Annotated in this window: 7 protein-coding genes; 3 read left to right on the forward strand and 4 right to left on the reverse strand. The window is 61.8% G+C overall.

All coding sequences use genetic code 11. The features are described 5' to 3' along the window. Positions 1–32: 32 nt before the first annotated feature. Positions 33–767, reverse strand: coding sequence for an MOSC domain-containing protein (locus LJY25_RS14345; RefSeq protein WP_227609042.1), 735 nt, complete (start codon positions 765–767; stop codon positions 33–35). Positions 768–1,050: 283 nt separating this feature from the next. Between LJY25_RS14345 and LJY25_RS14350 the strand changes: the two genes are divergently transcribed. The 3 genes from LJY25_RS14350 to LJY25_RS14360 all read left to right on the forward strand — a co-directional run bounded on the left by LJY25_RS14350 (position 1,051) and on the right by LJY25_RS14360 (position 5,179). Then, a complete protein-coding gene (locus LJY25_RS14350) occupies positions 1,051–1,755 on the forward strand; it encodes a ferritin-like domain-containing protein (protein WP_227609043.1) in 705 nt (234 codons plus the stop codon). A 229-nt stretch (positions 1,756–1,984) separates the two neighbouring features. Then, a complete protein-coding gene (locus LJY25_RS14355) occupies positions 1,985–2,143 on the forward strand; it encodes a hypothetical protein (RefSeq protein ID WP_227609044.1) in 159 nt (52 codons plus the stop codon). A 126-nt stretch (positions 2,144–2,269) separates the two neighbouring features. Then, positions 2,270–5,179: a kelch repeat-containing protein gene (locus LJY25_RS14360; protein WP_227609045.1), complete on the forward strand. Its 2,910-nt coding sequence runs from the start codon at positions 2,270–2,272 to the stop codon at positions 5,177–5,179. Positions 5,180–5,439: 260 nt separating this feature from the next. Here LJY25_RS14360 and icd read toward each other — a convergent pair whose 3' ends face one another. From icd to dnaX, 3 genes are all read right to left on the reverse strand, one after another. Next, entirely contained in the window at positions 5,440–6,705 is a 1,266-nt protein-coding gene (icd, locus tag LJY25_RS14365; RefSeq protein ID WP_227609046.1) for an NADP-dependent isocitrate dehydrogenase, read from the reverse strand. 161 nt (positions 6,706–6,866) lie between these two features. Next, on the reverse strand, positions 6,867–9,833 hold the full coding sequence (locus LJY25_RS14370) for a M16 family metallopeptidase (protein ID WP_227609047.1): 2,967 nt from the start codon (positions 9,831–9,833) through the stop codon (positions 6,867–6,869). Between the two features lie 240 nt (positions 9,834–10,073). Next, positions 10,074–12,188 (reverse strand): DNA polymerase III subunit gamma/tau, encoded by a 2,115-nt coding sequence (gene dnaX / locus LJY25_RS14375; RefSeq protein ID WP_227609048.1) that lies wholly within the window; start codon positions 12,186–12,188, stop codon positions 10,074–10,076. Between the last annotated feature and the right edge of the window lie 99 nt (positions 12,189–12,287).

Consider the following 12,287-nt stretch of genomic DNA (forward strand, 5'->3'; position numbering starts at 1 on the left):
AACCCTGATTCACTTAAAAAGTTGCGCCGCGCTCAGCCGGTAGCCGGGCCGAGCAGCCGGTTGGCGTCGTCGTCGAGCGGCATGGTACCGGACAGGCGGCCCTGCAGCTTGCGCTGCCACTGCCGGCCCAGCACCGGGCACGCGGCCAGGGCCTCCACCAGCTTTCGGTCGTGGCGCTGCGCATACTTGGCGCTGTTCACCCGGGGCAAGGGCCATTCGGGGCAGGGGCGGCGCAGCAGAAGCAGCTGGTCGCCGGGGGCTACCAGGCCCGGCTCCAGCACCCGCATATACCAGCCGGTAAAGCCGGAGTCCTGCAGCCACCGCGGGAGCAGGGGCGTTTGCCAGCGCCGGCCCAGCTTATAGCAGGGCGAACGGGGCTGGGAAATCTGCACTACCGCCCCACCGAGCGCGAAAACGTCGCCCAGGCACACGTCGGCTTCGCTAGCGGAGCCGGCCAGCGTCAGGTTTTCGCCAAAGCTGCCGGAAGTCAGCTCCTGGCCCAGCCGTGCCGACCAGCCGGCGTAGTGTGCTCCCGGGTACACGCACAGCGCCTGGTCGGGCCCGCCGTGGTTTTGCTGGTCGGCCTGCAGGTCGCCGGCCAGGTTCAGCTCCGACAGCCACACCGGTTTGTTTATCGCCGCTTTCTGAATGGCCGACGACCAGGGCCGAGCCGGGGTATGCTCGGTTTCCGGGAACGTAAACGTCCGGGGCTGGCCTACCCGAATAGAAGCCAGGGGCAGGTGAAGAACCGGTAGCGCGTTGCTCATAGCGTAAGCCTAAGCGTGTAAAGTAATGGCATTTGCGTCGGCTTCCTGGCGGCAGGCCGCGAAAGGGTAGCTTTAGAACGGCGGGCAGCGCTCGGTCAAGGCGGGGGGCTCTTGGCCTGGCGGCAACAAAAACCGGCAAAACAGACTGAATATTTATCCCCGGACTACATGCCGGCCCGGCGCTCAGGCTAAGCCGGAGAAAAGCTAAATCGACAAGCTCAGCCTAACTCATAAGTAGCGGCGCCGTATGCCAGGGTATTCATCACCATATCGACTCTACCCCATGAACCAGCCAGAACAATCAACTCACAGCGGAAACAACTCTTCTTATACCTCCGGCTCGGCCGGCTACCAGGGCGGCAGCGGCCGTCAGAACTCCGACGGTTCCCTGCTTTCAAAAGCGAGTCAGTGGCTGGGCAAAGGCAGCGTAGGCGGCCTCATCGGCGGTATGAGCACCACCCAGAAAGTAATCGGCGGCGCCCTGCTCGTGCTGGGCGTGGGCTCCCTGCTGCGCGGCAAAGGCAGCAAAGCCGGTACCACTACTGCCGCTTACGACGACCAGGCCGCTACCCTGCACGAGTTGCTGCTGTTCGTCAACGACCGGATTGAAGGCTACCAGCGCGCCGTCGACGAAAGCAAAGACCCCGAGCGCACCGGCTACTACAAGCAGCTGGTCAGCCAGAGCCAGCAGTTTGCCAACGAGCTGAACAAGTACCTGCGCCAGCAGGGCGGGGGCCGCGAAACCGGTACCACCGTAAAAGGCAAGCTCTACCGGGTGTGGATGGATACCAAGGCCACCCTCACCGGCTTCAGCGAGGAGGCCATCCTGGGTTCAAACATCTACGGCGAGGAGTGGGCCATCAAGGCTTATAAAGATGCCCTCAGCGACGGTACCCTCACCGGGGCCCTGCGCCAGTCGGTCGAGCGCCAGTACGCTCAGTCGCAGCGCACGTACGCCGAGCTGCAGCGGATGCAGGGCAAAGCCTAGACCCGCTAGCTGCTAAACCAAGCCCCGTCGGGGTAGCCTACGGGCTGCGCCGACGGGGCTTTTGCGTGGGTATGGGGGTGTATTTGCCTGGCTTACATGGCCTTCGATATACCCGGTATTACGCCTCATAAATGCCTGCTACCCTCGTTCTGGACGCCGTTGCGGCCGCCGATAATATGCCCTTTCAGCGCCGGTTTCACAACACCGATGACGCTGTGCATGAGCTCTGATGCGCGAGGGCAGCGTGGAGCGCATCCTGTGCTTCGTGTTCGAAGGCGTGCAGATTGCCTGCTTCAACAACGGCAAAGAGTACGCCGTCCCGTTTTCCTGCCCGCCTTTCCTGGCTTGTATTCCTGACTCGTTTCTCAACCAGAATCCTACCGATTGAGTCAGTCGGGTCCAGGAGGACAGGCGCAGGTTTAGAGTACCTGATGAAATATTTGAATATGCTTTTTAATGGAAACAATGTTTTTACTTTTATAATGAATCGGGCACCTCTACTTACTATCTACACATGAACCTACCTCTACTTAGCTTCGCCCTGGTGGCACTCCTGAGCGCAAGAACGGTTGTCGCTCAGCCTTCTGATCCTACGCTGCCCCTGCGGTCCACACAGCTCCGGCCGGCCCCACCGGCCCCAGCGGTACCGCGCAGCACAGCCAGCTGGACAGCGCTAACCAGCATGACCACGGCCCGGGCCCAGCACGGGGCCGTAGCCCACCCCGATGGCAATATCTACGTCTTCGGCGGCTACAACGGCAGCACGACCTTCAGCTCAACGGAAGCCTACAACATTGCCACAAATACCTGGACGAGCCGAGCGTCGATGCCGGTAGCCATGCAGGGCCCGGCAACTGCCCTGGGCAATGATGGCAAAATCTACTCGTTTGCGGGGCGCGACCAGAGCACCTACCGCTCGGAGTGTTACCGCTACGACCCGGTAACCAATGCCTGGTCGACCATTGCCACGATGCCGGCGCCCCGCTGGCAGGCCCGGGCCCTGACAGCCGCCAGCGGGCTGATCTACGTCTTCGGCGGCTGGAACTTCGACCTGGGGGTTACGCCCGGTGCTGAAGTACAGATTTACAATCCTGTGACCAACACGTGGAGCATGGGCGCTTCCATGCCCGTGCCCATCATGGGCATGGCGGCTGCCCTGGATGGGACCGGGTTAATGCACCTGTACGGGGGCATTGGCGCCAATCCTTACCCGGCGCTGGTGAGCCACTATGTCTACAACCCCGTTACCAACAGCTGGGCCACGGGCCCAAGTATGCCGACGCCGGCGCGGGGCTATACCAGCGGCGCTGCCGGTTCCGACGGCAACCTTTACATCACCGGTGGCGACTCGGACATTGGAATGAACATCGGCACGTTCTACAACAACGTAAATTATTATAATCCCAGCACCAGCACCTGGAGTGCCGAAACCGCGCTACCCCTGGCTTTGACAGAGATGGCCACCGTGGCGGCGGGCACCAATATTTACGTGACGGGTGGGCTTTCGGGCAGTAGTGCGCCCGTCGCTACCATCTACCGGATGTCCACCGTCGCAACTCCTGTTACCACAACCACCTGGACCGGCAACGTGTCCGCTGACTGGTTTACGGCCGGCAACTGGTCGGATGGAGTGCCCACTGCCATGCTGGATGCAACTATTCCGGGCGGGCGACCCAACATGCCGGCAGTAGCCAGCGGCACAGCGTCGGCCAAGGTGCTGACGATCAACAGCGGCGCCACGCTCAATCTGACCGGCGGCACCCTGGACGTGAAAGGCAACCTGAGCAATAGCGGCACGCTAACGGCCAGTGCCGGCTTGCTGAGCCTGACGGGCGCTGCTGCCCAGACGCTGGGTGGCCCCGGCAGCAGCACGCTGTATAACCTGACCGTGGGCAGCGCCGGCGCCGCGCTGAGCGGGGCGGTGCAAGTGCAGCGCATGCTTACGCTCAATGGCAACCTGGCCTCGGGTGGTAACCTGACGCTGGCATCGACCAGCGCGCTAAGCAGCATGGTGGTTGAAAGCGGCGGGCAGTTGCAGGGTACGCTGGCGGTGCAGCGTCAGGTTAGCGGGACAATGGCCGGCTACCGTCACTTCAGCGCCCCGGTAGTGGGAGCTACCCTAACCCAGCTGGGCAGCGGCGGCTCACCCATTACCACCAACACCAGCTACAACTCGTCGCCCACGCCCGGGTCGGTAATACCTTTCCCGACGGTGTTCGACTACGACCAGAACCGCCTGAGCACGGCTTCACCCACTACCAGCAGCTTCGACTTCGGCTGGTTATCGCCGTCTAGTTCGGCCCAAACAATGACGATGGGTCGGGGCCTGACGGTGCAGCTGAACGGGTCGCAGGTCGTGACGATGTCCGGCACGGCTGCCACGGCCCCGGTGACGGTAACCAGTCTGGGTAACTCCGGCACCGCGAAATCAGGCTGGCACCTGCTCGGCAACCCCTTTCTGGCGGCGCTCAACCTGAGTACCCTGCGCCCGGCTCTGCAGGCCGGGGGGCTGGCCGATGCCTTGTATGTGTTCCGCCCCAGCGGCGCGTACACCGGCGCCTACGACCAGTACGTGAACGGCATCGGGACCGGCAGCCTGACCGACGGGCAGCTGGCGGTAGGGCAGGGCTTTTTTGTTCGTAACCTGACGGCTGCCAGCTCAGCCTCGCTCAGCTTTACCAACGGCATGCGCATGACCACCTACGTCAATCCCGGCTTTCTGCGCCAGGCTTCGACGGACCCGCGCCCCCGGCTGGACTTGAACCTGAGCAGCGGCAGCGCGGAGGACGTGGTCGTCTTCTACGCCGAGGCCAGTGCCACTACCGGGGCCGATGCCCGCTTCGACGCCTGGAAAGTGCCTACGGCCACCCCACTCAGCCTGGCGACGGTAGCTGGGGCCGAAGTGCTCAGCATTCAGGGGCTGCCAGAAATTAGCGCTGCCCAGGTGCTGCCGTTGACCGTAGCAGCCGCCCAGCCGGGCTGCTTCACCTTCGAGGCCCGGCAACTGCTCAACTTCCCCGTCACCGCCTCTGTGGTTCTGGAAGACCGGGTCACCGGTACCCTGCACAACCTGCGCGCCGGCGCCTACGTCGTTCCGCTCAGCGCGGGCCGCCATGATGGCCGCTTCTTTCTGCGGCTGAGCGACAGCCGGGTAACAGCCGTTGCCAATGCCCGCCTGAGTGCTGCGCTGCAGCTTTACCCCAACCCGGCAGCCGGCAAAGCGTTCCTGAGCCTGCCCGCTGAAAGCGCGGCCCGCATTGTGGTGCTGAACGCGCTGGGGCAGCAGGTGTTAACTCAGACTGCGAAAGCCAGCAACGGCCTCATCACCGCCGAGCTGAATACTACCGGCCTGTCCGGCGGGGTGTACTCGGTGCTCGTAACGACGCCCGCCGGCACGGCTACCAGCCGTCTGGTGGTGGAATAAGTCAACCGCCATCTTAACTAAACAAGTAATGGGTTTTCGATTCACTGTCCGGGCCGGAGTGAGCGTATAGTCTGCCTGCAGCCCATTGCAGCAATAACCAGCAATACGGGCCGGCAGGCACACGCCAGGCAAGCAGCGCGGCCCCATCGCTCCTGGCATCTTGCAAAACCAGCAGTAGAACGAGGTGTGTTAGGTCAGCACAGACAATAAAAAAGCCCCACCGCTCAGGTGGGGCTTTTTTATAAGCATAAAGCAAGGAGTTACATCCGGTTCACAACCTCCTGGCCGAACTCGCTGCACTTAAGCAGGGTCGCGCCTTCCATCTGGCGCTCGAAGTCGTAGGTGACGCGCTTGGCGGCAATGGCCGACTCAAGGCCTTTGTAGATCAGGTCGGCGGCTTCCTGCCAGCCCAGGTGCTCGAGCATCATGGCTCCGGAGAGCATAACCGAGCCGGGGTTTACCTTGTCCTGACCGGCATACTTGGGCGCGGTGCCGTGGGTAGCCTCAAAGATGGCGTGGCCCGTGAGGTAGTTGATGTTGGCACCGGGCGCGATGCCGATACCGCCCACAATGGCGGCCAGGGCGTCGGAGATGTAGTCACCGTTCAGGTTCAGGGTGGCGACCACCGAGTACTCGGCGGGGCGGAGCAGAATCTGCTGCAGAAAGGCATCGGCAATGCTGTCCTTGATCAGAATCTTACCGCCGTCGAGAGCGGCTTTCTGCTGGGCGTCGGCCACTTCCTGGCCCTGCTTGGCGACCACGCGGTCGTACTGGCTCCAGGTGTACACCTTGTCGCCAAACTCGCGCTCGGCCAGCTCGTAGCCCCAGGTCTTGAAGGCCCCCTCGGTGAACTTCATGATGTTGCCCTTATGCACGATGGTCACCGACGGCTTCTTATGCTCGATGGCGTACTTGATGGCGGCGCGCACGAGGCGCTCGGTGCCTTCCTTGCTCACGGGCTTGATACCGAACGAAGACGACTCGGGAAAGCGGATTTTCTTCACGCCCATCTCGTCCTGCAGGAATTCCAGCATTTTCTGCGCCTGGGGCGTACCGTTCATGTACTCGATGCCGGCGTAGATGTCCTCAGTGTTTTCGCGGAAGATGACCATGTCGGTCAGCTCGGGCTGCTTTACGGGGGAAGGTACGCCCTCGAACCAGCGCACGGGACGCAGGCAGGCGTAGAGGTCCAGCTCCTGGCGCAGGGCCACGTTCAGGGAGCGGATACCACCGCCCACGGGCGTCGTCAGGGGGCCTTTGATGCCTACCAGGTATTCGCGGAACGCGTCCAGGGTTTCGTTGGGCAGCCAGTTGCCGGTTTGCTTAAACGACTTCTCCCCGGCCATTACCTCTTTCCACATCAGCTTGCGCTGACCACCATATGCTTTCTCAACGGCAGAATCGAAAACCAGCTTCGAGGCGGCCCAGATATCCGGACCCGTTCCGTCGCCTTCGATGAATGGAATGGTCGGCTTGTCGGGAACGTGGAGCTGGCCGTTTTTGATGGAAATCTTCTGGTCTGCCATTGGAAATAAAGAACTTAGGAACTTTGAGTGTGGAGGGCTTCAGTCGGGTGACGTCAGCCTGGGTACTATGATTTTGGAGAGGAAAACGTGGGCAAAAGCCCGGGCACGCGGATAGCGGTGCAAAGAAACTAAGTCCGGCCGCCTAATTCCTAACCCGCTGCTTAATACCCAAAAATTTCTTTGAGCGTGAGCTGCTGCACCTGCCCGTACTTGGCCAGCTCCTTGAAGTTGAGCCGGTCCTTGGAGCCAATCACCAGAATCGTCTGGCTCTGACCCTTCACTTTGGCCTGCTGAAACTTCTTCAGGTCGTCGAAGCTCATGGCGAAGGTTTTCTCGTACACGTCGCGGCGTACGTCGTAGTCGAGGCCCAGGCGCTTGGCCCGCTCGTAGTTGAACAGGATATCCGACTTGGTGATACGCTCGGTGGCGATGCTGTTGCGGATCGAGTTCTTGGCGATCTGCAGGTTGGCCTCGGCCATGGGCATGTCGGTGAGCAGGGCTTCCATGCCGGCCATGGCCTCGGGCAGCTTGTCGCTCTGGGTACCGATGTAGGAGAGGTTGTAGTTGGAACGGCCCAGCTTGCTGGCGTTGGTGTAGCTCGATGAGGCCGAGTACGCCAGCGCCTTGCTTTCGCGCAGCTCCTGAAACACGATGCTGCCCATGCTGCCGCCGAAGTACTCGTTGTAGAGGCTCACGGTGGGCACCAGGTTCTTGTCGTACACGTCGCCCTTGGTCAGGAACAGAATTTCCGCCTGCACCATGTTGTAGTCGACCCAGTACACCTTGCGGTCCTTCATGGGCAGCTCGGCAAAGTCGTTGTTGGCCGGGACAGGGATGCGCTTGGCCGGCACCTTGTGCTCGATGCTCAGCACCGTCGTCAGCGCCTCGGGCGTGCGGGGGCCGTAGTACAGCACCCGGTGGTCGTAGGACGTCAGCTTTTTGGTGAGGGCGGTCAGGTCCTGGGGCTTCAGCGCCTTCAGCTCTTTTTCACTGAGCTGGCTCGTGAAGGGGTTTTTGGGGCCGTACTTGGCGTAGTTCACCATGGCCTGGCTGAGGATAACCTGCTTGCTGAGCTTGGCATCCTTGCGCGACTTGAGCACCCCGGCCACCATGTCGCTCAGCGCCTGGGCGTCGGGCTTGGGGTTGGCCAGCAGGCTTTCAAACAGGTTGGTGGCCTTCTCAAAGTTGGTGTCGAGGCCGCTCAGGCTGACGTACACGCGGTCGGCGCCGCTCTGCACGCTGAACGAGCAGCCCAGTTTGTAGAATTCCTGCTGCAGCTGGGCGGCGCTGTACTTGTCGGTGCCCAGGTACTGCAGGTAATTGGCCGCCAAACCCAGCTTGGGGTCGTTCTGAGTGCCCAGGTCGAGTACGTAGTAGAGGCTGAACAGACCGTTCTCCTCGTTGCGGGTGTAGAACACGGGCACGCCCGAGGTCAGCTTCAGCTCCTTGATATCCTTTTTATAGTCCAGGAACACCGGCTGCAGCTCGGGGGCGGGCTTAGCGGCCACTTCCTTATAGAAGGTGGAGGCCACTTCGCGGTTCACCGGTACCGGCGTAATAGCCGGCTTGATGACTTTGGGAGTGCTGGTGTCCTTGCCGGTGCGCTTGAATACGATGGCGTAGTTGTTCCCGTAATACTTATTGGCGGCCCGTACCACGTCGTCCTTGGTGATTTTGGCGAAGTCGTCGTACTGCTTCAGGGCCGCGGCCCAGCTCTGCCCGGAAATAAAGGCCTGCACAAACTCGTCGGCCCGGGCCTCGTTGCTTTCCTGGCTTTTGGTTCGGCTGAGCTGTTCGTTGGTGATAATGGCCGGAATCAGCCAGTCCGGAAAGTCGCCCTTCTTGAGCTTGGTCAGCTCGGCCAGCAGCAGGTCGCGCACTTCCTCCAGGCTCTGGCCCTGGCGGGGCTTGGCCGTCATGATGTGCTCGGAGTAGTCGTTGAAGGTCTGGGTGAAGGTGCTGGCTTCGAGCACCAGCTGCTTCTGGTTCAGGTCGAGATCAATCAGGCCCGCCTGGCCATTGGACAGGATGCGGTCCAGCATGCGCAGTACGATGGCGTCCTGGGTGGCTACGCCGGGGAAGCGGAAGCCAATCATGACGTTCTCAGCGCTGGGCCCCACCACTTCCTTTACGATCGGGGCGGTAATGGGAGCTTCCTGAGCAACCGTAAACGCCGGCACCGGCTTGCGCTGCAGCTTGCCGAAGTACTGGTCGATGATGCGGATGGTCTGGTCGTAGTCCAGGTCGCCGCTCAAACACAAAGCCATGTTGTTCGGCACGTAATACTGGCCGAAGTACTTCTTGATTTCAGTGATGGACGGGTTCTGCAGGTGCGGAATCGTGCCGATGGTGGTCTGCGTGCCGTACTGGTGCTTCTGGAACAAACTGGCGTTCAGGGCCTCAAACTCCTTGCGGAAGTCGTTATCGAGGCTGCGGTTCTTTTCCTCGTACACGGCTTCCAGCTCGGTGTGGAACAGGCGGGGCACCATTTCCCCGAACCGCTCGGCCTGCACGGCCGCCCACTTCTCAATCTGGTTCGACGGAATTTCGTCGGTGTACACCGTCTGTTCCACCGAGGTGTAGGCGTTGGTGCCCTTAGCCCCGATCGAGCCCATCAGCTTGTCGTACTCGTTGGCCAGGGCATACTTGGCTGCCACGCTCGAAATTGAGTCGATCTGGTGGTAGATCTTTTTGCGCTCGGCCGGGTCGGTTTTGGTACGGTATACCTCGTAAAGGGCCTCAATCTTGTCGAGCTCCACCTTTTCGGCGGCGAAATTATGGGTACCCAGGCGGGAGGTGCCCTTGAACACCATGTGCTCGAGGTAGTGCGCCAGGCCGGTAGCGGTGCTGGGGTCGTTCTTGGAGCCGGCCCGCACGGCCACGTAGGTCTGGATGCGGGGCGCGTCGTCGTAGTCCGACAGGTACACGGTCAGCCCGTTGGCGAGCGTGTAGATCCGGGCCTTGAGCGGGTCGCCCGGCACGGTTTCGTATTTGTACTCTTTCGGGGCGGAAGGCGTAGCCGTAGGGGAGGGGTTGGAAACTGCCGTGGCGGCCGGCTTACTGGACTGGCACTGGGTAAGTCCGAGGGCTGCCAAGGCGGGCAGAATAAGCAAAAAAGGTTTTCTCACGAAGTTTCCGAGGGAAAAGTAGGCTAAATCAGAAGAGTTCAAAGATAGGAGGACCGTATTGGAATTAAAAACGAACCAATTATTTACGCCTCCCGCCCGCAGTGCTGCCGGGCTGGATTAATTCAATTAGCAGCCACCCCGCGGGCCGGGTGGTTTGGAGCACGGCCGGCCGGTATAAAAAGCACCAAACTTCGTCGGAGGTTGCGTCGACTATCTCACTTCCCGGTGCCGCATGCCGGTTTAGTCGACATCCAGGCCCAAGCGCTGCTTCATCTCAAGCAGGGCCGGAAACTTCTCAGCCAGGTATTCAAACTTGTCGGACGAGGTGTACAGCTTGCGGGCCGTGGACACCTGCTCGTTCACCGTGAGCTGCACGTTCAGGCGGGGGTAGCCGGTGCGGCGGCGCAGCTCGGTCAGAAAGTCCTGGCGGAACTCGTTGAACTGGTCGAGCTGGATGGGGTTGTCAACCGTCAGACGAATGATGTGCTGCTCGTCGGCGGTAAATTCCCGGTTCAGCACCGTGTACTCGCTCATCCGGTCTTGGCGCCGCTCTTCCTTGAGCTCGTTCCAGACCTGCTCGAGCCGGGCCATGTCCAGGGGTACCAGCACTCCCACCGGCTCGTCCACCGCTTTTTCGACCACCGCCGCAGCTACCGGCTTGCGGGTAGCCTGCTCGGCCACCTGGGCCTGAATATCCCTTAAGCTCAGGCTGGGCAGCTTCGATGGAATAGCGCCGGGGCGGGCCAGGGGTGGCAGCGGGCGGGGCGGAGCGGGGGCCGTCTGCACGTCGTGCCCCGGGCCGTGACCCGCCACGCTGGGCATTCCGACTTCCACGTGCGGAAAGGTGTCGAGCATCTGATGTTCGGCCACGGGCACATCCGCCTCTTCATCCTCGATGCTGGGCGTGGGGTGCAGCTCTTCCACGCCACTTTCTACCGGAACCAGCTCTTCCCCAGCCGGCGGCGCCGTCACGACGGGAACTGCCGGGGCGGGCGGGGCAGCCGCCGCAGAAGCCGGGGGACTGACAGGAGCCGGGGCGGCCACCGGCGCGGAGGCCGGGGCGCTTACATTAGTTTTTTTTTTAGCCTCGCCGTTGTCCGACGAAGCACGCTGGCCGGCGGCGGGCGCCAGTTCCCGGGCAAACTGCACCGCGCCGTTCAGGTACGCCAGCTTCATCAGCGTCAGCTCGACGTGCAGGCGCTGGTTTTTGGCTTGCTTAAACTCCCGGTCGCAGGCGCTGACCAGGTTCAGGGCCGACAGCAGAAACGCCAGAGGCGCGGCCTGGGCCTGCTGCACGTAGCGGTTGCGGATGCCGTCCGACACTTCCAGCAGCTGCACCGTCACGGGGTCCTTGCACACGAGCAGGCCGCGCAGGTGCTCGGCGGCACCCACCACGAAGTTGTGCAGGTCGAAGCCGTTCTGCATCACCTCATCCAGCAAAAGCAGCGCGGCCGACAGGTTTTCGGTCAGCAGGGCCTCCACCAGGCGGAAGTAGTACTCGTAATCGAGCACGTGCAGGTTCTGCACCACGTCCTTGTAGGTGAGGTTCTGCCCCGAGAACGTGACCATCTGGTCGAACATGCTCAGCGCGTCGCGCAGGCCGCCGTCGGCCTTCTGGGCCAGCAGGTGCAGGGCATCATCCTCGGCCTTGATCTGCTCCTGGGTAGCCACGTAGCGCAGGTGCAGGCGCATGTCCTCAACCCGGATGCGGTTGAAGTCAAAGATCTGGCAGCGGGAGAGGATGGTGGGAATAATCTTGTGCCGCTCGGTGGTAGCCAGAATAAAGATGGCGTAGCTCGGCGGCTCTTCCAGGGTTTTCAGAAACGCGTTGAAGGCCGCGTTCGAGAGCATGTGCACCTCGTCGATGATATACACCTTGAAGCGGCCCTGCTGCGGAGCGTAGCGCACCTGCTCCACCAGGGAGCGGATGTCCTCGACCGAGTTGTTGGAGGCCGCATCCAGCTCGTGCACGTTAAACGAGGCATTCTCCTGGAAGGCCCGGCAGGAGGGGCAGTTGCCGCAGGCTTCGAGCTCCCCGGCCGGAATGGCGCTGCCCGGGCCCGTGGAGGCGCGGAATTTCTCGGGGATGATGTCGATGAGTCCGGCGGCGGTCAGCTCGGCAATGCTCTTGCCCTGGCGCACGTGCTGCTCCACGAACTCGCAGTTGATCGTCTTGGCCAGGATGCGGGCGCAGGTGGTTTTGCCCACGCCCCGGGGGCCGCAGAACAGGAAAGCCTGGGCCAGGTGCTGGCTGACAATAGCGTTCTGCAGCGTGGTAGTGACGTGCTGCTGCCCCACCACGCTCTTGAACGTGACCGGACGATACTTACGGGCCGAAACGACGAAATTTTCCATACTCCTGTCTGCAAAGATACCCCGAAAAGCCGGGCTTTGGAAGGGCCGAACGGAGCATTTGCGCTCCGATTACGCGCCCATTGCCGACGTTTTGCAGTG

This window comes from Hymenobacter translucens (genome assembly GCF_020685205.1).
GTDB classification, from domain to species: domain Bacteria; phylum Bacteroidota; class Bacteroidia; order Cytophagales; family Hymenobacteraceae; genus Hymenobacter; species Hymenobacter translucens.

Coding starts and splice junctions, on each gene's coding strand:
- LJY25_RS14355 (WP_227609044.1), top strand. CDS start 1,985: ATGCGCGAGGGCAGCGTGGAGCGCATCCTGTGCTTCGTGTTCGAAGGC.
- LJY25_RS14360 (WP_227609045.1), top strand. CDS start 2,270: ATGAACCTACCTCTACTTAGCTTCGCCCTGGTGGCACTCCTGAGCGCA.
- icd (WP_227609046.1), bottom strand. CDS start 6,705: ATGGCAGACCAGAAGATTTCCATCAAAAACGGCCAGCTCCACGTTCCC.
- dnaX (WP_227609048.1), bottom strand. CDS start 12,188: ATGGAAAATTTCGTCGTTTCGGCCCGTAAGTATCGTCCGGTCACGTTC.
- LJY25_RS14345 (WP_227609042.1), bottom strand. CDS start 767: ATGAGCAACGCGCTACCGGTTCTTCACCTGCCCCTGGCTTCTATTCGG.
- LJY25_RS14350 (WP_227609043.1), top strand. CDS start 1,051: ATGAACCAGCCAGAACAATCAACTCACAGCGGAAACAACTCTTCTTAT.